A 23,009-nucleotide genomic window follows, 5' to 3' on the forward strand; every position below is an offset into this window, starting at 1 on the left:
GTCCTCGAACGGCCGTTTACCCGCCGACGCCGGGCACGCTAGGTTGTTGCACGACCATTCAACAAAAGGACTCCCATGACGATCGCCATCCGCCTTCCCCTCGCCACCGCCCTGGCCCTCGGGCTCGCCGCCCCGCTCGCGGCCCAGGCCGACGCCCTCCAGCAGCAGCTCGACGACCTGCATGGCTTCCAGATCATCGCCCACCGCGGAGCCAGCGGGTACGCGCCGGAACACACCTGGCCGAGCTACGAGACGGCCCTCGAGATGGGCGCCGACTACCTCGAGCTCGACCTGCACATGAGCGCCGACGGCGAGCTGATGGTGATCCACGACGACACCCTGGACCGCACCACCGACGGCAGCGGCAAGGTGAAGGACCACACCCTGGCCGAGCTCAAGGCGCTGGACGCCGGCAGCTGGTTCAATGCCGCCCATCCCGAGCGCGCCGACGACGCCTACGCCGGCGCCGAGCTGCTGACCCTCGACGAGGTGATCGACCGCTACGGCAGCGACGTGCGCTACTACATCGAGACCAAGTCGCCGGAGCGCTACCCCGAACTGCAGCGCGCCCTGGTAGAGACCCTCGAGGCCGAGGGGCTGGTGGCCTCCGGTTCGGTGGTGATCCAATCGTTCAGCCAGGACAGCCTCGAGCAGGTCCACGCGCTCAACGCCGACATCCCGCTGGTGCAGCTCGTTTGGTACTCCCCCGCCGAGGACGGCGGCGGCCTGACCGAATGGACCGGCGTGACCCCGGCGCCCGCAGAGATCACCGACGCCGACTTCCAGGCCATCGCCGACTACGCCGTGGGCATCGGCCCCAACGTCGTCTACGACGGCGAGGACGTGATCGACGCCGGCTTCGTCGAACAGGCCCACGACAACGGCCTGCTGGTGCACCCCTACACCATCAACGAGCCCGAGCAGATGAAGCGGCTGCTCGACTGGGGCGTGGACGGCATGTTCACCAACTTCCCGGATCGGTTGAGTGAGGTGGTGGAGTAAATACGGCTAGGCTTAAGAGGAAGACTGGAGAGGGCCTTAAGTGATGGCTCTCTCCGGTATAACGCCGCCATCATGCGCGGCTTTTTAGTGTAGGCGAAGCCAAAACGTAAAAGACGTCGCCGCGCCCGGCCTTGTTAGGCATTTTCCGATTCATTATCCATTGGACAAGCAATTCTCCTCATACCATGTTAATGCAGCTTCTGTAGATTCATTTTCAAAACGAGAAACCACCCAGACGATAAACCTTCTTTGGATCGCCTCGTAATCTCTACCCTGTGGGAAATCCAACTCTCTGGAACGTAAGGATTCAAAAAAACGTTGCTGCCCTGCCTCCTTCTCTACATTTGATAAATCGACTCCAAGCCTCGGAGCCTTAGACATATGAAAGCAGTATGCGCCCCTCAAGAACCCGGTATCATCTAGCGGATAATCCTCAGCCACAGCGGGAGTCGCCAAAAGAAAAAGCAAAATGTAAGCGCACATTTTTCTCATATCAAATCCTTAGCTTGACAAATACTTAACGCCGCGCTCTGCGGCAAATTTTGAGCGCAGTGGAAAATTTTCCCGACAGCAGCGCCTTGTTAGCCATTCGCATCTTCTTCCTTTTCCTTAAACACCGTTTCAATTGCACCTTTAGCTATGGGATCAATTATATAGACGCAACTTCTTTGAGGCTGCGCAAATATTATACTGCTTGAATAATTAGAGAACACCCGCTCATTGTCAAAATATTGACTACCAGTTGAAGAACGATTGAATCTCTTTGTATTTATAGAATCTTTGGAGAGAAAATCTTGAAAATGCCGTGCATCTTCCGGCTGGATGCCTTCAAAAAATCTAACTAGTGCATTGAATTTAAGCTCATCGAATCGACGCCATAACTCATTCTCCAAAACATCCTTTGCTACAGCAGTCAAAGACGCAGATTCATACCGTTCACCGACGGCTGGAGTATAAATAATTTTAAAGTTCTTCAGGGTGAATAAAGGAGCCCCTTTTTTTACTTGAACATGATTCTTCCTTTTTAGCTCTTGGATTATGTGAAGCTGAAATATGTCTAATGTCTCAAATGCGCTGCGGATATTTTCTCGATTCTTTAGGCTCTTGGACTCTGCGTTCTTGGCTTCCTCTGCGGCCTTTGCCAGTTTCTCTTTTTCTTCCTGCCGACTCTGGAAGTAAGAATATATGAGCCCTATGACACCATAGACCAAGCGAACGGAGGTAATAAACGCAAAACCTCTTAGAACAGTTTCAGATACTGAATCAATTGTGACTAAGTCTTTAGAAGCACAAGCCAAAATAGCTAGCGAAACAACTGATATGGCTATATTTAGCCGCATGTTCTTTGCTTTTGCAAGAAGTTCCAAAACCTCTTTATAACTCTGCACTAAGACTTACTCCGAATTGATGACCAACACCTAACTTAGGGGCCGGGACTGCGTAGCAGTGGAGGCTCCAGCCCGCTTGCGGGCGACTACAATTATTTATTATTACTATTTCGCCTCATTAAACCCTGCTCATGAAGAATAGCCAAATTGATTCCGCACTTTATATTCATGAGAAATTTCCAAAACCAGCTCAACATACCGACAAGAAGATATCCCAAGCTTATGATATGCAGATTTGGCGGACTTTTTAGACTCAAATACTGCTACATTCTTAGCTTTAAGATCACTTAACATTTCAGCATTTAGCAGAATTGCGCCATCATGATCATATTTCGTATTTTCAATTCTAACCAATTCCCAAGGAACACTCCCATCGCTAGACGTAGAGTCAAATGCATATAACTTTTGTTTTTCCGTTCCAGTATCAGCTATCACATATGCCATAAATTTCTTCTCACTAAGCCAGCCTATACACGTCATAACAGGTATTAGGTGGGCAGCTCGCTTGTTCACTTGAACGTGCCGTCACGTTCATTCGGGTTATACCGCGACCACCTGCATCTCAAACCATTGAAAAACAATGAAATTAACCACCATTAGGCGTCATGACACCCGCCACCGTGTCGGCTTCAAAACAAGGATACCGTTCCCTGTCGGGATACCGGCGAGCCCATAAGGAACGACGCAACCAGCAAAGCAGACTTAATCGAATTTCGCCAGCGTCGCCCGCCCCTTGATGCCAACGCTCCAGGGCCTTCACGCGATCCGACGCCGACGCGCCGGTTGGATCCACCGGGCCTGAGCCGGCATGATGCCCTCTTCCGCTTTGTCCTCTCTCTTAGCCATACCCCCACGAGGAGTCTCCATGTCGACCGTGTTCGCTCGCCTCAAGGACGTCGCTTCGCCCCGCATCGGCCTGGGCGCCATGAACCTCTCCCACGGTTACGGCAGCCCGATGCCGGAGCCCGAGGCGGTGCGCGCCCTGCAGGCGGCCGTCGACATGGGCTATCGCCACGTCGATACCGCGACCCTCTACGGGGCCACGGCCAACGAGTCGCTGGTGGGCAAGGCGCTGGCGAGCCGGCGCGACGAGATCCTGCTGGCCAGCAAGTGCGGCATGGCCATCGATCCCGAGCAGGGCAAGAAGGTGATCGACGGCCGCCCGGCGACGCTGCGCCGGCAGTGCGAGGCGAGCCTGGGACGACTGGGCACCGACCATCTGGACCTCTACTACCTGCATCGCTGGGACAAGAGCGTGCCGATCGAGGAGAGCGTCGGCGAGCTGGGGCGCCTGGTGGAGGAAGGCAAGATCGGCGGCGTGGGCCTGTCCGAGGTGTCCGCCGCGACCCTGCGCCGGGCCCGGGCCGAGCATCCCATCGCCGCGGTGCAGTCGGAGTACTCGCTGTGGACGCGCAACCCGGAGATCGGGCTGATCGCGGCGTGCCGCGAGTCGAACACCGCGATGGTGGCGTTCAGCCCGCTGGGCCGGGGCTTCCTGTCCGGCGCGGTGGAAGACCCCACCCGCCTGGAGGAGAGCGACATGCGCCGCAGCATGCCGCGCTTCAGCGCCGAGCATTTTCCGCACAACCTGCGCCTGCTGGACGACCTCAAGGCCGTGGCGCGGGAGCTGGACACCACCTCCGGCCAGCTGGCCCTGGCCTGGCTGCTGGCCAAGGGCGACGACATCCTTCCCATTCCCGGCTCGCGCTCCGTCGCGCACATGCGCGAGAACCTGGCGGCGGCATCGCTGCGCCTGGACGCCGCGACCGTCGCCCGGCTGGACACCCTGCTGACGCCCGACCAAGTGCAGGGCGGCCGCTACGGCGAGGCCGCCCAGGCGGACGTCGACACCGAGGAATTCGGCGCCTGACGGAGCCCGGCCCGGGTACAGCAAGCGGACACCAAGACGCGGGGCACGCCATCGGCGTGCCCCGCGTCATTCGGCAACGGCGCGCGGTCAGAAGGTGTAGACGACGCCGGCGGTGACCATGTCGATATCGCCGATCTCGTCGGCGTCGAGGCGTTCCACCTCCACGCGGCCGGTGAGGTCGAGCAGCTCGAAGCGCGCGCCCAGGCCGTAGACCGGGTCGGTGCCGGAATAGTCGCGGGTCAGGCCGCGGCCGCGACGCTCGGCGTCCCAGTCGGCCAGGCCGGCCTTGGCGTAGACGCCCAGCGGGCCGAAGCTCAGCCCGGCCACGCCCATGGCCTCGAAGGCCTCCACGTCCAGCGTGCCGGAGCGGCCGTCCACCTCGCCGTTCAGGCTGTCGCCGTTGACGTAGCCGAGTTCGGCGCCCAGGTCGAGGAACGGCAGCCAGCCGACGTTGTAGCCGGCGGTCAGCTTGACCATGTCGGCTTCGTCGTCGAAGTCGTGATCGCCGTGCATCTGGCCGAGGCCGCCGCCCAGGTAGAGGCCGGTGGCGCCGGTGGCGAAGGCGGGCGCGGCGGTCACGGCCAGGCCGGTGGCCAGGGTGGCGGCGAGCAGGGAGCGCAGGGGCATCTTGCGGGACATATCTCTCGATTCCTTTCGACACGGGATGGGGCGCGTAGTGTAGCGCGCCGGCCGCCGGCGGGTCAGGTCGCGGGCGGTGCGGTGTCCGCCGCCCATGGCGGGGCAGGGGCGGCGCCAGGTTGCCAGGATTCAGGGGCCCGGCGCCGCGCAGGCGTCGATGCCGCGCCAGTCGCGGGATGCGGCGCTGGCGAGCCCCTCTAGTGTTATGTTATAACGCATGCCACTTTCGCGGAGATGTATCACCATGGCGCATCGCTCCCATCGCCATCGCCCCGAAGGGCCCTGCCATTTCTCGCTGATGTCGCTGTCCGCCCCGCGCCGGCTGCTGCTGGTCGCGGCCCCGCTGGCGTTCCTGTGGCTGGCGGTGGCCTGGGCCACGGGAGGCTTCGCCTGATGGCACGCCTGCAACTGCACGACCTTCAGCTCGCCCGCGGCGGCCAGACGGTGCTCGAGCACCTCGACGGCCGCTTCCAGGACGGCGCGGTGACCGCGCTGATCGGCGCCAACGGCGCCGGCAAGAGCACCCTGATCGCCGCCATCATGGGCATGCTGACGCCGGTGTCCGGCCGCGTCGAGAGCCAGGTGCCCAAGGAGCGCCGCGCCTGGCTGCCCCAGCAGCTGGCCCTCGATCTGTCCTTCCCGATGAGCGTGGAGGAACTGATCATGAGCGGCACCTGGCCCAGCCACGGCGCCTTCAAGGGCTACTGCGGCCCGCACTATCGCCGCGGCCGCGAGATCATGGCCCGCCTGGGCATCTCGCACCTGGCCCACCGCCAGCTCGGCGAGCTCTCCGGCGGCCAGCGCCAGCGCGCGCTGATCGGCCGCACCCTGATGCAGGAGGCCGAGCTGCTGCTGCTCGACGAGCCCTTCGCCAACGTCGACGCCGAGACCGTCGAGGTGCTGATGGACGTGCTGCGCGACATGGCGGCCAAGGGCGCCACCCTGATCGTGGTGCTGCACGACATGGAACAGCTCTCGCGCCTGGCCGACGACGTGCTGATGCTCTCCGGCGGCCACGGCCGCTGGGTCAGCCCCGAGGCGCTGCTGGAGTACAACGCCGGCCAGCCCGCCCGCGCCCCGCGCCTGCCCTTCGATTTCCCCGAGGTCTCCCATGCTGGCTCTACTTGACGCCTGGCTCGCCGCTCCCTTCGACTACGGCTTCATGAAGCGCGCCCTGGTGGCGGGCATGGCGCTGTCGCTGGCCGCGCCGCCGCTGGGCGTGTTCCTGATGCTGCGGGGCATGAGCCTGATCGGCGACGCCATGTCCCACGCCATCCTGCCCGGCGTGGCGCTGGGCTTTTTGTTCGCCGGCTTCTCGCTGCCGATGATGAGCCTCGGCGGTATCCTCTCGGGGCTGCTGGTGGCGGTGATGGCCGGCAGCGTGTCGCAGATGACCGGCCACCGCGAGGACTCGGCGATGGCCAGCTTCTTCCTGATCTCGCTGGCCGCGGGGGTGATGATGGTGTCGCTGGGCGGCAGCAGCGTCGACCTGACCCACGTGCTGTTCGGCTCGATCCTGGCCGTGGACTCCACCGCGCTGCTGCTGATCGCCGGCATCGCCAGCCTGATCGTGGTGTCGCTGGCGGTGATCTTCCGCGCCCTGGTGGTGGAATGCCTGGACCCGCTGTTCCTGCGCGGCCAGGGCGTGCGTGGCGGCCTGGTGCACGGCGTCTTCCTGGGGCTGGTGGTGCTCAACCTCACCGCCGGCTTCCAGACGCTGGGCACCCTGATGGCGGTGGGCCTGATGATGCTGCCGGCCACCACCGCGCGCTTCTGGAGCAATCGCCTGGAGGGCCTGATCGTCATCGCCATCGGCGTGGCCATGGTGGCCAGCGCCGGCGGCCTGCTGCTGTCGTATCACCTGAGCCTGCCCTCCGGCCCGGCGATCATCCTGATGGCCGGCGTGGCCTACGTGGCCTCGGCCCTGTTCGGCCGCCAGCATAGCCTCACCGCCCGCTTCCGCCGGCGCGCCGCGCCGCTGAACGCGCCGACCGCCGACCACTGACGCCTCGCCCGTCTCTTTCCCTGCCACGGAGCCTACCGATGACCTTCGCCAAGCCCTCTGCCCTCGCCGCCGGCGCCGCCGCCCTGCTGACCCTGCCCGCCGTCCAGGCCGAGGAGCGCGTGCAGGTGCTCGCCAGCTTCAGCGTGCTCGCCGACATGGTCGAGCAGATCGGCGGCGACCACGTCGAGGTCACCTCGCTGGTCGGCGCCGACAGCGACGCCCACGTCTTCACTCCGCGCCCCACCGACGCCCGCGCCCTGGCCGAGGCCGATCTGGTGGTGCTCAACGGCCTGCAGTTCGAGGGCTGGATGTCGCGTCTGGTCGAGGCCAGCGACTACGCGGGGCCGACCGTGGTGGCCACCGACGGCATCGAGCAGGCGCTCGGCGAGGCCGCCCACGCGGACGAGGCGGAGCACGGCCACGACGCGCATGCCCAAGAAGATGGCCACGACGAGCATGGCCACGAAGCATCCGGCCACGAAGAAGCCAGCCACGAAGCATCCGGCCACGCCGGCCATGCCCACGCTCACGAGGGCATGAACCCGCATGTCTGGCTGGATCTGGGCCTCGGCGAGCTCTACGTGAACAACATCCGCGACGGCCTGATCGCCGTCGACCCGGCCCACGAGGCCGACTACCGCGAGCGCGCGGCGGACTACCAGCAGCGCATCGACGCCCTGGACGCCGAGGTCCGCGCGCTGATGGACGAGCTGCCCGAGCACACCGCGGTGATCACCGGCCACCAGTCCTTCAACCACTTCTCCCGCGCCTACGGCGTCGACTTCCTGTCGCCGGCCGGGCTCTCCACCGAGGCCGAGCCCAGCGCCGCGCGCATGGCCGAGCTGATCGAGGTGATCAACGACCAGGGCGTTCAGGCGCTGTTCCAGGAGAACATGACCAGCCCGGCGATCATCGAGCAGCTGGCCGAGGAGACCGGCCTGCCGATCGCCGGCACCCTCTACTCCGGCGCCCTGGCGTCCGAGGGCGAGGCCAGCACCTGGCTGGGCATGGTGCGCCACGACGCCTGGCTGCTGCACGACGCCCTGGCCACCGAGGACGCGGCCCACGACCACGCCGACCACGATCACGACCACGCCGACCACTGAGCCGCTTGCCAGGCTCGCTCCACACGGCGCCGCCCTCGGGTGGCGCCGTCGTCGTTTCGGGGGCGGCCGTGCGAAGTTAGCCCTTCGGCCACGCCAGGGAGCGCCCCCATGAACCTGCTGGATGCCATGACCGCCTTCGTGCGGGTCGCCGAGCTAGGCCGGCGACCGCGAGGACCTGCTCGACTGGCAGGCTGCGCCCCGGGTGCTGGCCCCCTCCCTCGCCCGAGCACTTCCAGCCGCTGCTGCTGGCCATGGGCACCGGCGGGCCCGCAGAGCGGCTGCACCACAGCATCGAGCACGAGGTGCTGGCGATGGACCTCTAGCCTTCGCCTGAGGCGATCGGCTCCCCGAACGCAGCGAGGCCGCCCCGAAGGGCGGCCTCGTCGCGTCGTGCGCTAGCGCATCGTGCCTCAGGCGTCGGGAATCTCCAGCGCCTGCTGCACCGCCGGCCAGGCCGGCTCGCCGTCGCGGGTGGTCACGCCCTCGAGGAAGGCCTCGACCTTCGCCGGGTGTTCACGCAGCCACTCCAGGGCGACCGCGTCGGGCTCGCGCTCCTCGAAGCTGAAGCCACGAATCATCGCGCTCTGCTGGTCGGCGGTGAAGCTCAGCTGGTCGAGCAGCCGGGTGGCATTGGGGTTCGCCTCGGCGAACCGGGTCGTCACCAGGGTCTTCACATCGCTGCGGCCACCGTCCGGGCCCCACATGTCCTGGGTATCGTCGAGGTAGCGCACGTCATGCTCGATGTTCATCCAGTGCGGCGTCCAGGCGGCGAAGACGATCCATTCCTCGCGGTCGATGGCGCTGTCCACCGCGCTGAGCATGCCCGGCGTGGAGGTCTCGGAGAGCGTCCAGTCGCCCAGGCCATAGGTGTCGGCCTCTACCGCGCCATTGAGGGTGTCGCTCATCCCGGAGCCTACCTCGATGGAGTAGATGGTGCGCTCGAGCTTGTCGGCGAACTCGGGATCGTCCAGCTGCTCGGCCGACGTCAGGCCGGCTTCGTAGACATAGGTCGGCACCGCGAAGCCGAGGCGGGCCCCCTCGACGTTGTTGCCAAGATCGACCAGGCTGCCCTCGTCGGTGGCGGTGTCGTACATGCCTTGCTGGGCGGGCAGCCAGGCGGCGAGGAAGACATCCAGCTCGTCCTGATTCAATGCCTGGTAGGTGATGGTGGAGCCGAGCTCTTCCGCACGGGGCTCGTAGCCCAGCGCCTCGAGCAGGGTGGAGGCCAGCTCGGTCTTGACGGTCACACCGGGCCAGGCCGGTGAGGAGAAACGAACCTCGGCCGGTTCCTCGGCCTGGGCCATGCCGCTCATGGCCAGCAGGGAGCCGGCCAGCACGAGAGAGAGGGGACGACGGGACAGGGACATCGGGACTCCTTGGCGGGTTGCGCCGTGCTGTAACACGTCACAGACCCTAGTGGCCCCGGGCGATATCGACAAGCCGGGCCGTCAACGCTCGTCGACGGCCCGTGCCACGAGTCAGTCGCCCTTGCCGACCATCTTCGCGGCCTCGACCACCTCGATCCAGTAGCCGTCCACGTCCTTGACGAAGACCACGTCCTTCATCTTGCCCTGGTCGGGGCGCTTGATGAATTCGACCTCGTTGGCGTCGAACCAGGCCACCGCGGCGTCCAGGTCCGGCACCGTGAAGCAGATGTGGCCGAAGCCCTGGGGCTCGGCGTTGCCGTCGTGATAGGCGAAGTCCGGCTGGTCCTCGGTGCCCCAGTTGTGGGTCAGCTCCAGCAGGCCCTTCTGGGAGAAGGTCCAGACGGTGCGCTCGTCGGTGTCTTCCGGCACCCGATCACCGTCCTCGAGCTTGGCGAGGAAGTAGAGCGAGAACTGCATTTCCTCGAAGTCGAGGCGGCGCAGCACGCTCATGCCGAAGACCCGGGAGTAGAAGGCCAGCGCGGCCTCCGGGTCCTTGACCCGCAGCATGGTGTGGTTGAGGCGGAAGCCGTCAGTGTCGCCGGTCGCGGTCTTCACGCCGGGGTGTTGCTCGCCGTTGAAGCTCATGGTGTCTCCTGATGCCATGGGTGAGGTCTCGAACCGAGGGATGCCTCAGGTATGGAGGCACGCCGGCGACTTTTCCACCCCGCGGCGTTTTTTGTGCCTCGCGAATTTTCGATACACAGGTTATACACAGCACCGTTACCCCGTCGGACGCCCGCCCCGCGGAGGCTTCGGAGAACGCCGCCCAAGGTCATGCACATTCGTCACTGGCGGGGGACGCCACCTGATTCTACATTTTCTGTACAACCCGCGACGCATCAGGAGGACGAGATGGCCACCATCGACCAGAGCCTGGGGGATCACATCACCCTCAAGGAACTCTCCCACGCCCTCGGCCACGGCTTCTCGCCGATCGTCGAAGTGGAATCCATGGACGGCATCTACACGGTGCGCTTCCACCACGCCAACGGCATCTCCACCCTCTCCGACAAGCAGGGCAAGACCTGCACCTACCTCGGCACCGGCGAGATCCGCGACCTGCTGGGCGGCCTGGGCCTGAGCCACGGCGTGCTGACCTGGGCGGACCAGTGCGGCGACGAGATGATCGGCGTGCCCGGCCATGCCATGACCCCGGACGAGATGCTGACCCACGGCACCAGAATCGCCTTCCGCTGATGTTCACAGCCACGGGCTGGACGGCTAGGCTGGGAACGATGAGAGGGAAAAACGGACGCCCCGCGAGATGCCCATGGCAACGACTCCAGCCTCACCCGCCCCGGCGCCCTGCGCCGCGATGCGCCTCGCACGGCTGCTGCCGCTGGCGATGCTGCTGACGCTCGCCGGCTGCGCCGGCCCCCAGCTCGCCACCCGCGACGCCGAGGGGCTGTCGATGGACCGGGCGATGATCCTGTCCGAGGCGCGCCAGTCGCTGGGCACGCCCTACCGCTTCGGCGGCACGGACGCCAGCGGGCTGGACTGCTCGGGCCTGGTGCAGCGGGTCTATTCCCGGGCCGGCATCTCGGTGCCGCGCACCTCGCGCCGCCAGTTCGCGCGCCTGCCGCCGATCGACGAGGCGCGCCCCGGCGACCTGCTGTTCTTCGACACCGCCGGCGGCGGCGATGCCAGCCACGTCGGCATCTACCTGGGCGACGGCGAGATGATCCACGCCCCGGGGCGCGGCCGCCGGGTCAGCGTCACCTCGCTGTCGCTGGACTACTGGCAGGAGCGTTTCCTGGGCGCCGCCGCACCGGCGCCCTGAGCGGGGTCCATCCGACCTCTCCGATTGCCGGCATCGCGCCGCGATGCCGCTGACGCCATCCGACACAGCGGACTTCGAACACGATTCAGGAGGACACCATGGCACTGCGACTCGGCGATATCGCCCCGGACTTCACCCAGGAGAGCACCGAAGGCCCGATCCACTTCCACGAGTGGGCCGGCGACAGCTGGGTGATCCTGTTCTCCCACCCCAAGGACTTCACCCCGGTGTGCACCACCGAGCTCGGCGAGGTCTCGCGGCTCAAGCCGGAGTTCGACAAGCGCAACACCAAGGCCATCGGCCTGTCGGTGGACCCGCTGGAGGACCACAAGGCCTGGGTCGGCGACATCCAGGAGACCCAGGGCTGCGCCCTGAACTTCCCGCTGCTGGCCGACGCCGACCGCAAGGTCAGCGACCTCTACGACATGATCCACCCCAACGCCAACGACACCCTGACGGTGCGTAGCGTCTTCATCATCGATCCGAACAGGAAGGTCCGCCTGATGCTGACCTATCCGGCCAGCACCGGCCGCCACTTCGACGAGATCCTGCGCGTGCTCGACAGCCTGCAGCTGACCGACTCGCACAAGCTGGCCACGCCGGTGAACTGGAAGCCGGGTGACGACTGCATCATCGTGCCGGCGCTCAGCAACGAGGAAGCCGCCAAGCTGTTCCCCGAGGGCTGGGACGAGCAGAAACCCTATCTGCGCCTGGTCAAGCAGCCCGGCAAGTAAGCCCGGCAGTAAGCCAGCACTCACTTCAGCGCTTCGACGCCGGCCCCAGGGCCGGCGTCGCTGCGTCCGGCCGGACGAACCGTGCCGAAAGAACATGGGAGAAAGAACATATGAGTATGAACAAATCGTCCTAACAGAGGCTTATGGAATAAGTTAATGCCGCGTAGCATCATCCTTTTACGCATCCGGTAGAGGCCCCGCATGTCCCGACACATCCGCCGCCTGGCCCTGCTGGCCGCCCTGTCCCTGGGCATGGCCGGCCAGTCCCACGCCGACGACGCCACCCTCGAGGTCGGCTACATGCCGATCCTGCCGGTCGCCCAGCTGTTCGTGATGGAAGGCGAGGGCTGGACCGACGACGCCGGCCTGGACCTGGAGCTGACCCGCTTCTCCAGCGGCCCGGCCATGGTCCAGGCGCTGGCCTCCGGCGAGCTGGACGTCATGTACTTTGGTATCGGCCCGGCCATGGTCGCCCGCGCCAACGGCGTGCCGATCAAGGTGCTGGCCTCGAGCATCCGCGAGCAGATCGGCGTGGTCGCCCGCGGCCCGCTGGCCGAGCGTTTCGCCGACAGCGACGACGCCGCCCGGGCCATCGCCGACTTCACCGAGGCCGAGGGTCGCCCACCTAAGATCGCCACCTTCCCCCAGGGCTCGGTGCCGGACACCGTGCTGCGCTACTGGCTGACCGAGCAGCTGGGCATCGACACCGACGACGTGAACATCGTCGCCATGGGCGCCGACCGCGTGCAGCAGGCGCTGCTGGCCGGCGCCGTGGACGCCGCCTCGATCCTCGAGCCGATCCTGACCACGGTGCAGCAGCGCGACGACGGCGCCCAGGTGGTGGCCCGCGCCGACGAGATGCTGCCCGGCCAGCCCGGCGCCGTGCTGGCGGCCCGCGAGGAGACGCTGGCCGAGCATCCCGAGGCGATGAAACAGCTGATGGCCCTGCACCTGCGCGCCACCGAGATGCTCACCGAGGATCCCGAGGGCGCCGCCCCGTCGGTGCGCGAGTTCGTCGGCAAGCGCCTGATTCCGCTGGAAACCGTCGAGACGGCCCTGGCCTCGCCGTCGTCGAACTACGTCGCCGACCCGCACGCCATCAGCGAGGGCACCCGGCGCATGCACGACTTCCAGCTCGAGCAGGGCTCGCTGCGCCAGGCGGTGGACCTGGACGCGCTGTTCGACACCTCGCTGTATGACGCCGTGGTCGCCGAGAACGACGACTCATGAGCCGTTCCAGACACACCCTGCTGAGCCTGGGCGGCCTGGCCGGCTTCATCGCGCTGTGGGAGCTGGCGCTGCGCAGCGGCCTGCTGCCCGGCAGCCTGGTGCCGCTGCCGTCGGTGATTCCCGGCGTGCTGTGGGCCGAGATCGCCGACGGCATCTGGCTCGAGGTGGTCACCGCCAGCCTCTCCCACTACGCCGTGGGCGTGCTGATCGGCTCGCTCTTGGGCATCGCCGTGGGCGTGGCGGCGGCGCTGCTGCCGCGCTTCAACGCCGTACACGCCTGGCTGGCGCGGCTGCTGCGCCCGATTCCGCCGCTGGCCTGGATTCCCTTCGCCATCATCTGGTTCGGCATCAATCCCTCGGCGGCGGCCTTCATCATCAGCATCGGCGTGTTCTGGATCAATTACTTCGCCAGCCACAGCGCGGTGCGCTCGGTGGACCCGGGCTACGACGAGGTGGCCCGGGCCTTCGGCCATGTCGGTTTCCTGTCGCGGCTGACCCGGGTCAGCCTGCCGGCCGCCGCGCCGGGCATCCTGAGCGGCCTGCGCGCCGGCCTCGGCCAGGGCTGGATGACGGTGGTGGCCGCCGAGCTGTTCGGCATCCCCGGCATCGGCCAGCGCATGATGGAGGCCTCGAGCCTGCTGGCCACCGATATCGTGGTGGTCTACATGCTCACCATCGCCGGCCTCTATGCGCTGTTCGACTTCCTCTTCGTCCTGCTGCAGCGTCGGCTGCTGAGGTGGCAGCCATGAACCAGCCCGATATCGCCCAGGGCCGCGACGCCGGCACCGATGACGCCCCCGTGCTGACCGCCCGCGGCATCCGCCTCGGCTTTTCCGGCACCACGGTGCTCGACGGCGTCGACCTGGCCGTGCGCCCGCGCGAGTTCATCGCCATCGTCGGCGCCTCCGGGGTCGGCAAGTCGACCCTGCTGCGCGCCCTGACCGGCCTGCTGACGCCCCAGGCCGGCCGCGTCAGCATCCCCCACGGCCGCGACGCCGACAGCCGCGCCTGGTCGATGGTGTTCCAGGCCCCGCGGCTGTTCCCCTGGCGGCGGGTGCGTGCCAACGTGGAGCTGGGCCTCGAGGGGCTGGAGCTGTCCCGCGACGAGCGCCGCCGCCGCGCGCTGGAGCCGCTGGCCCTGGTCGGGCTGGAGGACATGGCCGAGCGCTGGCCGCACACGCTGTCCGGCGGCCAGCAGCAGCGGGTCGGCATCGCCCGCGCGCTGGCGGTGCGCCCGCGGGTGCTGTTCATGGACGAACCCTTCTCGGCGCTGGACGCTATCACCCGCCGGCGCCTGCAGCAGGAGCTGATCGACCTGCGCCAGCGCACCGAGGCGGCGATCGTCTTCGTCACCCACGACATCGAGGAAGCGGTGCTGCTGGCCGACCGGGTGGTGGTGCTCGGCCGCGAGGCAGCGAACCGCCCGGCCGGCGTGGTGGCGCGCCACGAGATCACGCTGCCCGCCACCGAGCGCCGCGATCATCCCGACTTCGCCGACACCGTGCAGGCCGTCGAGGCCGCCATCGGCGAGCACTGAACGAGGAAGCCCCGATGAGCGACCTGCGCGTCCTGCTCCACGCCCCCACCGCCGATGGCCTGGCCCGGGCCCGGCGCAACGCCCGCAACCTGCTGAACGCCCGCCCCGGGGCCGAGGTGCTGATCGTCGCCAACGGCGGCGCCGTGGCCGCCGCCCTGGCCGAGCCCGACGACACCGACGCGCGGCTGCGGCTGTGCCGCAACTCGCTGAAGGCCCAGGGGCTCGAGAATCCCGACGGCATCGCCGAGGTCGAGGCCGCGGTGGTCACCCTGGCCGAATTACAGGCCGACGGCTGGGCCTATATCCGCGCCTGAAACGACGGCGCCATGACGAGCACGACGCCGGCCCCAGGGCCGGCGTTTTCGTGGGCGCTTGGCGATATTAAGCGTCGGTTAAGTTACACATCCCAGACTGTCGGGGAATCGTCTCGGAGACACCCCGATGTCCTTGACCGTCATACGCCCCGCCCCCGAGCCGCCGATCGAATGGCGTGAAGCCCGCCACTGGTCGGAGCGCCACCGCCTCGAGCAGCTGGTCAGCCACGGCTTCGCCACCCAGCACGATGCCCGCATCACCCAGTACCTGCCGCGCCTGTTCGGCCTGTGGCAGCAGGAGCGGCCCGTGGCCGCGGTGGGCGTGCGGCGCGCCGACGAGGGCCGGCTGTTCCAGGAGGGCTATCTCGACGCCTCCGCCGAGGCCAGCCTGACCCAGGCCCTGGGCACGCCGATCGCCCGCGGCGGCATCGCCGAGATCGGCAACCTGGTGAGCAGCCGGCGCGGGCTGCAGCGGGTGCTGTTTCCCTGCCTGATCGACCAGCTGGCCGAGGAAGGCCTGCACTGGGTGCTGTTCACGGCCATCCCGGCGGTGATCAACGGCATCCGCCGGCTGGGCATCGAGCTGATGCCGCTGCGCCTGGCCGATCCGGCCTGGCTGGGCCAGGACCGCGAGGCCTGGGGCCACTACTACGATCAGCATCCCTGGGTGATGGCCGGCGACCTGCGCCTGGCCCGCGAGCGGCTGCGCGCCGCCGGCCTGCTCTCGACGCTGCGGGAGGGCGACCATGTCCGACCGGCGTGAGCGCTTCCTCGACCGCCTGACCGCCCACGCCGAGCGCGCCCCCGAGGCCACGGCGCTGTGGGACGGCGCGCAGCGGCTGAGCTACGGCGAGCTGGCCGCCGCCATCGACGCGCGGCGGTCTCGGCTGACGGCGGCCGGCGCGAAACGCGTGGGCCTGGCGCTGGACAACGGCGTCGAATGGGCGCTGTGGGACCTGGCGCTGCTGACCGATTCGCGCGTCGCGGTGCCGGTGCCGGCCTTCTTCGGCGACGCCCAGCGCCGCCACCTGGTCGAGCGCGCCGGCCTCGACGCCTGGATCGGCCCCGGCGGCGAGGCCCTGGGCTTCGGTACGCCCGGCCCGGACGGCATCGCCACCCGCCCGGTGGCGTCGCCGCCGGCCCTGCATCCCGGCACCACCCGCATCACCTTCACCTCCGGCACCAGCGCAGCGCCCAAGGGCGTGTGCCTGGACACCGAGGCGGTGCTGGCGGTAGCGACGAGCCTCGCCGAGGCGGTCGCCCCGGCCGATATCGAGCGCCACCTGGCGATGCTGCCGCTGGCCACCCTGCTCGAGAACCTCGGCGGGCTCTACCTGCCGCTGTGGCTCGGCGCCGGCGTGGCGCTGCCCGGCGCCGCCGCGCTCGGCTGGCGGGGCGCCAGCGGCTTCGACGCCGAAGCCGCGCTGGCCGCCATCGAACGCTACCGGCCACACAGCCTGATCCTGGTGCCCCAGCAGCTCCAGGCGCTGGTGGACGCCGCCCCGAGCGCGCCCGAGGGGCTGCGGCTGGTGGCGGTGGGCGGCGCCCGGGTCGCCGCGCCGCTGCTCGAGCGCGCCCTGGCCGCCGGCTGGCCGGTGGCGGAGGGCTACGGCCTCTCCGAGTGCGCCTCGGTGGTGTGCCTCAACCGGCCCGGCGAGGCGCCCCACGGCGTCGGCCGCCCGCTGCCCCACGCCCGGGTGCGACTGAGCGCCGACGGCGAGGTCGAGGTAAGCGGCGCCACCATGCTCGGCTATCTGGGCGAGCCGCCGGTCGCCGGCTGGCACGCCACCGGCGATCTGGGCCGCTGGGAGGGCGATGCCCTGGTGCTGGAAGGCCGCCGCCGCGAGGTCTTCATCACCGCCTATGGGCGCAACGTCGATCCCCAGTGGGTCGAGGGCGTGCTCGCCACCCGGCCGGGCATCACCCAGGCCCTGGTCCACGGCGAGGCCCTGGCCCATAACCGGGCGCTGATCGTGCCCGCCGCGGACCTGTCCGACGCGGCCATCGACGCCGAGATCACCGCCGCCAACGCCACCCTGCCGGACTACGCCCGGGTGAGCGAATGGCGCCGCTGCGCGCCCTTCACCCCCCACAACGACCAGCTGACGGCCAACGGCCGCCTGCGCCGCGCGGCCATCCTGGCCGCCTACCGGGACTGGCTGTCCCGCCCCGGCGCGGACGACGCCGCGACCGACGCATCGCGCCCGCCCCATCACGACCGACTCATCACGACCACCGAGGAGTGACTTCATGAGTGCCTATCAACGCCTGCAGGACGCCACCCGCGCCGAGCGCGAATGGCTGCTCGACACGCCCATGATGACCCGCGCCATGCGGGGCGAGGTCGGGCGCGACGAATACCTGGCCTTCCTCGGCCAGGCCTACCACCACGTGCGCTTCACGGTGCCGCTGATGATGGCCTGCGGCGCCCGCCTGCCCGACCGGCTGGGCTGGCTGCGCGCTGCCCTGGTGGAGTACATCGAGGAGGAACACGGCCACGAGCAGTGGATCCTCGACGACATCCGCGCCGCCGGCGGCGACCCCGAGGCGGCGGCCGCCGCGACGCCCGACCCGGCCACGACGCTGATGGTGGCCTACGTGCGCGACCGGATCGAGCACGGCAATCCGGTGGCCTTCTTCGGCATGGTCCAGGTGCTCGAGGGCACCAGCACCGCGGTGGCCACGCGCGCCGCCGAACGGCTCCAGGCGAGCCTCGGGCTGCCCGACGACGCCGTGCGCTACCTGAGCTCCCACGGCAGCCTCGATATCGGCCACCTGGCCTTCTTCGAGACGCTGATCGACCGCCTGGAGGAGGACGATCTGAACGCGGTGATCGAAGGGGCGCGCATGGTCTATCGCCTCTACGGCGCCATGTTCCGGGGCGTCACCGCCCGCTGCACGGGGGGCACGGCCGCCCGGGAGCTGACCGATGCGCTGGCCTGAACCGCACTATCTCACCGAGGGCTGGCCCGGCCAGCGGGTGCTGATCACCGGCGCCAGCGGCGGCATCGGCCAGGCGCTGGTCGACGAACTCGCCGCCGCCGGCGCCCGGCTGCTGGTCACCGGGCGCGACGCCGAGGCCCTGGAGCGGCTGTGCCGCCTGCATCCCGGCCAGATCACGGCCCAGCCCGCCGACCTCACCCGCGCCGAGGAGCGCGCCCGGCTGGTGGCCGTCGCCGAGCGGCTGGAATGCACCATGCTGATCAACGCCGCCGGCGCCAACCGCGCCGAGCTGTTCAAGCACACCGACGACGAGGCCATCGAGCGCCTGGTGGCGATCAACCTGACCGCGACCCTGCAGCTGACCCGCGCCATGCTGCCGGTGCTGTGCCGCGCCGAGCAGGGCCTGGTGGTCAACCTGGGCTCGGCCTTCGGCCATATCGGCTACCCCGGCCAGGCCACCTACTGCGCCACCAAGTTCGCGCTCTACGGCTTCACCCAGGCGCTGCGCCGGGAGCTCGCGGACTCGCCGATCGCGGTGCACTACATCGCCCCGCGGGCCACCCGCACCGCCATGAACGCCCCGGCCATGGAGGAGATGAACCGGGCGCTGGGCAACGCCATGGACGCCCCGGAGACGGTGGCCGTCCAGATCCGCCGCGCCATCGAACGCGGTCGCAAGGAGACCCGCCTGGGCCGCGCCGAGCCGATCTTCGCCCGGCTCAACGCCCTGTGGCCGGGGCTGATCGATCGCGCCCTGCGCCGCCAGCTGCCCACCATCCGCCGCTTCATCGCCCCGCCACCCTGAAGCGCCAGGGTCGACAGGCGCGGTCTTCGGGGCGAGTATCGGCATGACCGGAGCACCGACAAGGAACGCCCATGCGCATACTGCTGGTGGAGGACGATCCCAGCCTGGCGTCGGGCATTCGCCTGGCGCTGAAGCCCGAGCACTACACCGTCGACATCCTCGACGACGGCATCGAAGCCCTCAACGCCCTGCGCGACGAGGAGCCCTTCGACGCCGTCATTCTCGATCTGGGCCTGCCCCGGCTCGACGGCATCGGCCTGATCGAACGGCTGCGCCGCGCCGGCAATCGGGTGCCGGTGCTGGTGCTGACCGCCCGAGACGGCATCGAGGAGCGCATCCAGGGCCTGGATGCCGGCGCCGACGACTACCTGACCAAGCCCTTCGAGGTCGCCGAGCTCAAGGCCCGGCTGCGCGCCCTGCTGCGCCGCAGCCAGGGGCTGACCAGCAGCGAGCTCAGCCACCGCGGCGTGGTGCTCGACCCGGAGAACCGCCGCGTCACCTACCGGGGCGAGCCGGTCACGCTGTCGCGCCGCGAGTTCACCCTGCTGCAGGAGTTTCTCAGCCACCCGGGCCACGCCTTCACCCGCGATACCCTGACCCGCCTGCTCTACGGCTGGGACGAGGACGTCGAGAGCAACGCCATCGAGGTCCACGTCCACCACCTGCGCAAGAAGCTGGCGCCCGAGCTGATCCGCACCCTGCGCGGCATCGGCTACATCATGGACAAGGCGCCGGACGAGACATGAGCTCGATCCGCCGCCGCACCCTGGGCATCGTGCTGCTGGTGGTGGCGCTGTGCATGCTGGCGATCGGCGTGACCAGCTACCGCGACGCCGCCCACGAGGTCGAGGAGCTGTTCGACGCCCGCCTGGCCCAGCAGGCCCGGCTGCTGGAGGGCCTGGTGCGCGCGCCGCTGCCCGAGGCACGGCGCGAGGGGCTGCTGGCGAGCCTCGACGGCGCGCTGCGCCGCGACGCCCCGGGCACGGACGACGGCCACCGCTACGAGGGCAAGGTGGCCTTCCAGGCCTGGCGCGGCGAGCGACTGCTGCTGCGCTCCGCCGGCGCGCCGACCGCGCCCTTCACCGAACGCCGCGCGGGCTACGGCGACGAGACCCTGAAGGGGCACAAGTGGCGCGTCTTCGCCCTCGGCGACGGCGACCTGCGGGTGCTGGTCGGCGAGCGCGGCGACGTGCGCGGCGAGCTGGTCCGCGGCATCGCCCTGCGCACCCTGGTACCGGACCTGCTGGGCCTGCCGGCGCTGGGGGCGCTGCTGTGGTGGGCAATCGGCTGGGGGCTGCGGCCGCTGTCGCGGCTGGCCGCCCAGATCGAGGCCCGCGACCCTCACCGCCTCAAGCCGCTGCCCGATGATCCGCTGCCCCGCGAGCTGGCCACCATCGTCGGCGCCCTCAACGGCCTGCTGGCACGCATCCGCGCCCTGCGCTCCCGCGAGAAACGCTTCATCGCCGACGCCGCCCACGAGCTGCGCACCCCGCTGACGGTGCTCGACCTGCACGCCCAGAACGCCCTGGCCACCGAGGATCCGGCGGATCGGCGCGAGGCGCTGACCCTGCTGCGCGACGGCCTGGCCCGCGCCACCCGGCTGGTCGGCCAGCTGCTGACCCTGGCGCGCCTGGACCCGGAGCAGGAGGGCGCCCCGGACCAGCGCATCGATCTGCTGCGCGAGGTGCGCGAGTCGCTGGCCGAGCTGATGCCGCTGGCCACCGACCACGGCCAGAGCCTGCACCTGGAGGCCGACGACGCCGACTGGACCCTGACCACCGAGCCCGGCGCCGTCACCACCCTGATCAAGAACCTGGTCGGCAACGCCATCCGCCACTCCCCCGCCGGCAGCCGCATCGATGTGGCGCTGACGGCCCAGGCCCGGGCGCTGATGCTGCAGGTGGACGACAGCGGCCCCGGCATACCCGAGGCGAGCCGCCAGCAGGCGCTGGCGCGCTTCCACCGCGGCGGCTCGGGGGCCGGCGCCGGCCTCGGGCTCTCCATCGTCGACCGGCTGGTGCAGCGCCACGGTGGCCGCCTGACGCTGGGCGACGCCCCCGGTGGCGGGCTGCGCGTGCGGGTCTGGCTGCCCCGCGCCTGACATGGCATCGTCATGCCCGGCCCTTATCGTCGCTTAAGCCGACGGTAAGCCAAGGCCGCTACCGTGGTGACATCGATCGGACAACGACAACCCGGACAGGAGCCCGCCATGACCGCCATTGCCTCCCCCTCCCTCGACGCCGCCCTGCGCCGCCCGCTGTGGCTGGCCCTCGGCGGCGCGCTGCTGCTCGCCATCGAATGGCTGATCGGCCCCTGGAGCGTGGGCAGCCTGCCGCTGGCGCTGATCGCCCTGGCCGCCGGCGGCGCCTTGCTGCTGCGCTCCCTGAACGCCGACTCCCACCTCGAACCCGAGGAGGAAGACAGCGGCATGACCGCCGATCTGCAGACCGTCGCCCAGGCCAGCCTGCTGACCCTGATCGTGCTCCAGCTGGCCGCCTGACGCGACGCTCGCCGGCTTTACATGCCTCGGGCGAAGGGCGATAGTGAGGCCCGACGACAGGGGCGCCGTGGCGGTGATCCGCCACGGCTGAGAGGCACCCTCACCACCTGACCCGGATAATGCCGGCGGAGGGAGTCGTGCCGGCTCACTTCGCGGCCGCGCCTCCCGTCGCCAGGAGGCCCGATGCATTCCCTCGATCCCGCGCCGCATCTGGCGCGCGTGCGCCGCACCACCCCGCTGGTTCACAACATCACCAACCACGTGGCGATGAACTTCATGGCCAACGCGCTGCTGGCGCTGGGCGCCTCGCCCGCCATGGTCCACGCCCGCGAGGAGGCCGCCGAGTTCGCCGGCCTGGCCGCCGCCCTGACGCTGAACATCGGCACCCTCTCGCCCCACTGGCTCGATGCCATGGTCGACGCCGCCCGCGCCGCCAATGGCGCCGGCACGCCCTGGGTGCTCGACCCGGTGGCGGTGGGCGCCACCCGCTTTCGTCGCGAGGCCGGGGCCCGGCTGCTGGCGCTGGGGCCGACCGCGATCCGCGGCAACGCCTCGGAAATCCTGGCGCTGGCCCGGCAGGGCGGCGGCGGGCGCGGCGTGGACAGCACCGACAGTGCCGACAGCGCCGAGCGCGCCGCCGTGGCGCTGGCCCGCGAGAGCGGCGCCGTGGTGGCGGTCACCGGCGAGGTCGACCTGGTCACCGACGGCCGGCGCCTGGCGCGGGTCGCCGGCGGCCATGCGCTGATGCCCCGCGTCACCACCATGGGCTGCGCCCTGACCGGCGTGGTGGGCGCCTTCCTGGCCGGCGCCGAGGACCCGTTCGCGGCCACGGTGGCGGCGCTGGCCGCCTACGCCGCGGCCGGAGAAAGCGCCGCCGAGAGCGCCGCCGGCCCCGGCAGCTTCGCCGTGGCCTTCCTCGACGCCCTCTATGCTCTCGATCCCGACACGCTCTCCCCTTCCCCATCCACGCCGCTGGCCGACCGCCTGGAGCTCACCGATGCGCCTTGATCTGTCCCTCTACCTGGTCACCGACCCCGAGCTGTGCGCCGCCCATGGCGTCGAGCAGACCGTGCTGGCCGCGGTGCGCGGCGGCGTCAGCGTCGTCCAGCTGCGCGACAAGCGCGCCTCCGACGCCGAGATGATCCCGCTCGCCCGCCGCCTGAAGGCCGCGCTGGCCGGCAGCGGCGTGCCGCTGATCATCAACGACCGCCTCGAGGTCGCGCTGGCCAGCCGGGCCGACGGCCTGCACATCGGCCAGGACGATGGCGAAGTGGCCGACGCCCGCGCCGCGCTGGGCCCGGACGCCATCCTCGGCCTCTCGGTACAGACCCACGAGCAGCTGGCCCGGCTGGACGCCGGACGCCTCGACTACCTGGGCCTCGGTCCGGTGTTCGCCACGGCCACCAAGCAGGACCACGCCGCGCCGCTGGGCGTCGACGGGCTGGCGGCGTTGGCCGCCGCCAGCCCGCTGCCCACGGTGGCGATCGGCGGGCTCAAGGTCGAGCACATCGAGGCGGTGCGCCGCGCCGGTGCCGACGGCCTGGCGGTGGTCTCGGCGATCTGCGGCACCCCGGACCCGGAGGCCGCCGCGCGGCGCTTTTCTGCCGCAACCGCGACGGGCTAGGGGTTCCGTCAGCCTCGACGCGGCAGGAGGCCATCGGCTGGCTCATCCCGCGGTTTCGAAGACGCGGTCCGATCCAGCCCGATGCTGGAGACACACCGACGATGC

27 protein-coding genes and 1 riboswitch are annotated in these 23,009 nt (G+C 69.0%); of the genes, 22 read left to right on the forward strand and 5 right to left on the reverse strand.

The window, feature by feature from the left end; translation table 11 throughout:
* Positions 1-75 precede the first annotated feature (75 nt).
* Entirely contained in the window at positions 76-1,002 is a 927-nt protein-coding gene (locus ACGTNF_RS14935) for a glycerophosphodiester phosphodiesterase (protein WP_394602352.1), read from the forward strand.
* Between the two features lie 581 nt (positions 1,003-1,583).
* Here the strand turns inward: ACGTNF_RS14935 and ACGTNF_RS14940 are convergent.
* Both ACGTNF_RS14940 and ACGTNF_RS14945 read right to left on the reverse strand, forming a co-directional pair.
* On the reverse strand, positions 1,584-2,390 hold the full coding sequence (locus tag ACGTNF_RS14940) for a hypothetical protein (RefSeq protein WP_394602353.1): 807 nt from the start codon (positions 2,388-2,390) through the stop codon (positions 1,584-1,586).
* 129 nt (positions 2,391-2,519) lie between these two features.
* Entirely contained in the window at positions 2,520-2,834 is a 315-nt protein-coding gene (locus ACGTNF_RS14945; RefSeq protein ID WP_394602354.1) for a hypothetical protein, read from the reverse strand.
* A 421-nt stretch (positions 2,835-3,255) separates the two neighbouring features.
* On the opposite strand from ACGTNF_RS14945, the gene ACGTNF_RS14950 reads away from it, so the two are divergent.
* Positions 3,256-4,260 (forward strand): aldo/keto reductase, encoded by a 1,005-nt coding sequence (locus ACGTNF_RS14950; protein ID WP_394602355.1) that lies wholly within the window; start codon positions 3,256-3,258, stop codon positions 4,258-4,260.
* An 87-nt stretch (positions 4,261-4,347) separates the two neighbouring features.
* Here ACGTNF_RS14950 and ACGTNF_RS14955 read toward each other — a convergent pair whose 3' ends face one another.
* Positions 4,348-4,899: an outer membrane beta-barrel protein gene (locus ACGTNF_RS14955; protein WP_394602356.1), complete on the reverse strand. Its 552-nt coding sequence runs from the start codon at positions 4,897-4,899 to the stop codon at positions 4,348-4,350.
* Between the two features lie 244 nt (positions 4,900-5,143).
* Between ACGTNF_RS14955 and ACGTNF_RS14960 the strand changes: the two genes are divergently transcribed.
* Genes ACGTNF_RS14960 through ACGTNF_RS14975 form a run of 4 tightly spaced genes read left to right on the forward strand, consistent with a single transcriptional unit; the run spans position 5,144 to position 8,010 of the window.
* Complete coding sequence (locus ACGTNF_RS14960) at positions 5,144-5,293, forward strand: hypothetical protein (protein ID WP_016854046.1); 150 nt, start codon at positions 5,144-5,146, stop codon at positions 5,291-5,293.
* Positions 5,293-6,027: a metal ABC transporter ATP-binding protein gene (locus tag ACGTNF_RS14965; protein ID WP_394602357.1), complete on the forward strand. Its 735-nt coding sequence runs from the start codon at positions 5,293-5,295 to the stop codon at positions 6,025-6,027. The genes ACGTNF_RS14960 and ACGTNF_RS14965 overlap by 1 nt, the downstream gene beginning before the upstream one ends.
* Entirely contained in the window at positions 6,011-6,904 is an 894-nt protein-coding gene (locus ACGTNF_RS14970; protein WP_394602358.1) for a metal ABC transporter permease, read from the forward strand. Before ACGTNF_RS14965 ends, ACGTNF_RS14970 begins: the two co-directional genes overlap by 17 nt.
* A 38-nt stretch (positions 6,905-6,942) precedes the next feature.
* Entirely contained in the window at positions 6,943-8,010 is a 1,068-nt protein-coding gene (locus tag ACGTNF_RS14975) for a metal ABC transporter solute-binding protein, Zn/Mn family (protein WP_394602359.1), read from the forward strand.
* A 410-nt stretch (positions 8,011-8,420) separates the two neighbouring features.
* Here ACGTNF_RS14975 and ACGTNF_RS14980 read toward each other — a convergent pair whose 3' ends face one another.
* Both ACGTNF_RS14980 and gloA read right to left on the reverse strand, forming a co-directional pair.
* Positions 8,421-9,377, reverse strand: a complete 957-nt coding sequence (locus tag ACGTNF_RS14980; RefSeq protein WP_394602360.1) for an ABC transporter substrate-binding protein — start codon at positions 9,375-9,377, stop codon at positions 8,421-8,423.
* Positions 9,378-9,488: 111 nt separating this feature from the next.
* A complete protein-coding gene (gene gloA, locus ACGTNF_RS14985) occupies positions 9,489-10,022 on the reverse strand; it encodes a lactoylglutathione lyase (protein WP_394602361.1) in 534 nt (177 codons plus the stop codon).
* 267 nt (positions 10,023-10,289) lie between these two features.
* Here gloA and ACGTNF_RS14990 point away from each other — a divergent pair, with 267 nt between their 5' ends.
* The 16 genes from ACGTNF_RS14990 to thiE all read left to right on the forward strand — a co-directional run bounded on the left by ACGTNF_RS14990 (position 10,290) and on the right by thiE (position 22,904).
* Positions 10,290-10,634, forward strand: a complete 345-nt coding sequence (locus ACGTNF_RS14990; RefSeq protein ID WP_016854054.1) for a hypothetical protein — start codon at positions 10,290-10,292, stop codon at positions 10,632-10,634.
* Positions 10,635-10,707: 73 nt separating this feature from the next.
* Complete coding sequence (locus ACGTNF_RS14995) at positions 10,708-11,217, forward strand: C40 family peptidase (RefSeq protein WP_394602362.1); 510 nt, start codon at positions 10,708-10,710, stop codon at positions 11,215-11,217.
* 98 nt (positions 11,218-11,315) lie between these two features.
* Positions 11,316-11,951, forward strand: coding sequence for a peroxiredoxin (locus ACGTNF_RS15000; RefSeq protein ID WP_016854056.1), 636 nt, complete (start codon positions 11,316-11,318; stop codon positions 11,949-11,951).
* Positions 11,952-12,152: 201 nt separating this feature from the next.
* On the forward strand, positions 12,153-13,181 hold the full coding sequence (locus ACGTNF_RS15005) for an ABC transporter substrate-binding protein (RefSeq protein ID WP_394602363.1): 1,029 nt from the start codon (positions 12,153-12,155) through the stop codon (positions 13,179-13,181).
* The gene (locus tag ACGTNF_RS15010) at positions 13,178-13,930 is read left to right on the forward strand and encodes an ABC transporter permease (protein WP_016854058.1); all 753 of its coding nucleotides are present in this window, start codon (positions 13,178-13,180) and stop codon (positions 13,928-13,930) included. Before ACGTNF_RS15005 ends, ACGTNF_RS15010 begins: the two co-directional genes overlap by 4 nt.
* The gene (locus tag ACGTNF_RS15015; protein ID WP_394602364.1) at positions 13,927-14,718 is read left to right on the forward strand and encodes an ABC transporter ATP-binding protein; all 792 of its coding nucleotides are present in this window, start codon (positions 13,927-13,929) and stop codon (positions 14,716-14,718) included. The genes ACGTNF_RS15010 and ACGTNF_RS15015 overlap by 4 nt, the downstream gene beginning before the upstream one ends.
* A gap of 14 nt (positions 14,719-14,732) precedes the next feature.
* Entirely contained in the window at positions 14,733-15,032 is a 300-nt protein-coding gene (locus ACGTNF_RS15020) for a DsrE family protein (protein ID WP_394602365.1), read from the forward strand.
* Between the two features lie 127 nt (positions 15,033-15,159).
* On the forward strand, positions 15,160-15,795 hold the full coding sequence (locus ACGTNF_RS15025; protein WP_394602366.1) for a thermostable hemolysin: 636 nt from the start codon (positions 15,160-15,162) through the stop codon (positions 15,793-15,795).
* Positions 15,779-17,278, forward strand: a complete 1,500-nt coding sequence (locus ACGTNF_RS15030) for an AMP-binding protein (protein WP_394602367.1) — start codon at positions 15,779-15,781, stop codon at positions 17,276-17,278. The genes ACGTNF_RS15025 and ACGTNF_RS15030 overlap by 17 nt, the downstream gene beginning before the upstream one ends.
* 4 nt (positions 17,279-17,282) lie before the next feature.
* Positions 17,283-17,975: an iron-containing redox enzyme family protein gene (locus tag ACGTNF_RS15035; RefSeq protein WP_394602368.1), complete on the forward strand. Its 693-nt coding sequence runs from the start codon at positions 17,283-17,285 to the stop codon at positions 17,973-17,975.
* A complete protein-coding gene (locus tag ACGTNF_RS15040) occupies positions 17,962-18,780 on the forward strand; it encodes an SDR family oxidoreductase (protein WP_394602369.1) in 819 nt (272 codons plus the stop codon). Before ACGTNF_RS15035 ends, ACGTNF_RS15040 begins: the two co-directional genes overlap by 14 nt.
* Positions 18,781-18,851: 71 nt before the next feature.
* Positions 18,852-19,526, forward strand: coding sequence for a response regulator transcription factor (locus ACGTNF_RS15045; RefSeq protein ID WP_394602370.1), 675 nt, complete (start codon positions 18,852-18,854; stop codon positions 19,524-19,526).
* A complete protein-coding gene (locus tag ACGTNF_RS15050) occupies positions 19,523-20,881 on the forward strand; it encodes an ATP-binding protein (protein ID WP_394602371.1) in 1,359 nt (452 codons plus the stop codon). Before ACGTNF_RS15045 ends, ACGTNF_RS15050 begins: the two co-directional genes overlap by 4 nt.
* A 108-nt stretch (positions 20,882-20,989) precedes the next feature.
* Positions 20,990-21,280, forward strand: a complete 291-nt coding sequence (locus ACGTNF_RS15055; RefSeq protein ID WP_152477825.1) for a hypothetical protein — start codon at positions 20,990-20,992, stop codon at positions 21,278-21,280.
* 48 nt (positions 21,281-21,328) lie between these two features.
* Positions 21,329-21,431: riboswitch (TPP riboswitch) on the forward strand.
* Between the two features lie 32 nt (positions 21,432-21,463).
* Positions 21,464-22,288 carry a hydroxyethylthiazole kinase gene (gene thiM, locus ACGTNF_RS15060; RefSeq protein WP_394602372.1) on the forward strand — a complete coding sequence of 275 codons (825 nt, stop codon included), beginning with the start codon at positions 21,464-21,466 and terminating at the stop codon, positions 22,286-22,288.
* Positions 22,278-22,904 (forward strand): thiamine phosphate synthase, encoded by a 627-nt coding sequence (thiE, locus tag ACGTNF_RS15065; protein ID WP_394602373.1) that lies wholly within the window; start codon positions 22,278-22,280, stop codon positions 22,902-22,904. Before thiM ends, thiE begins: the two co-directional genes overlap by 11 nt.
* The last annotated feature ends 105 nt before the right edge of the window (positions 22,905-23,009 follow it).

Source organism: Halomonas sp. B23F22_10, assembly GCF_043496975.1.
GTDB classification, from domain to species: Bacteria; Pseudomonadota; Gammaproteobacteria; order Pseudomonadales; family Halomonadaceae; genus Halomonas; species Halomonas smyrnensis.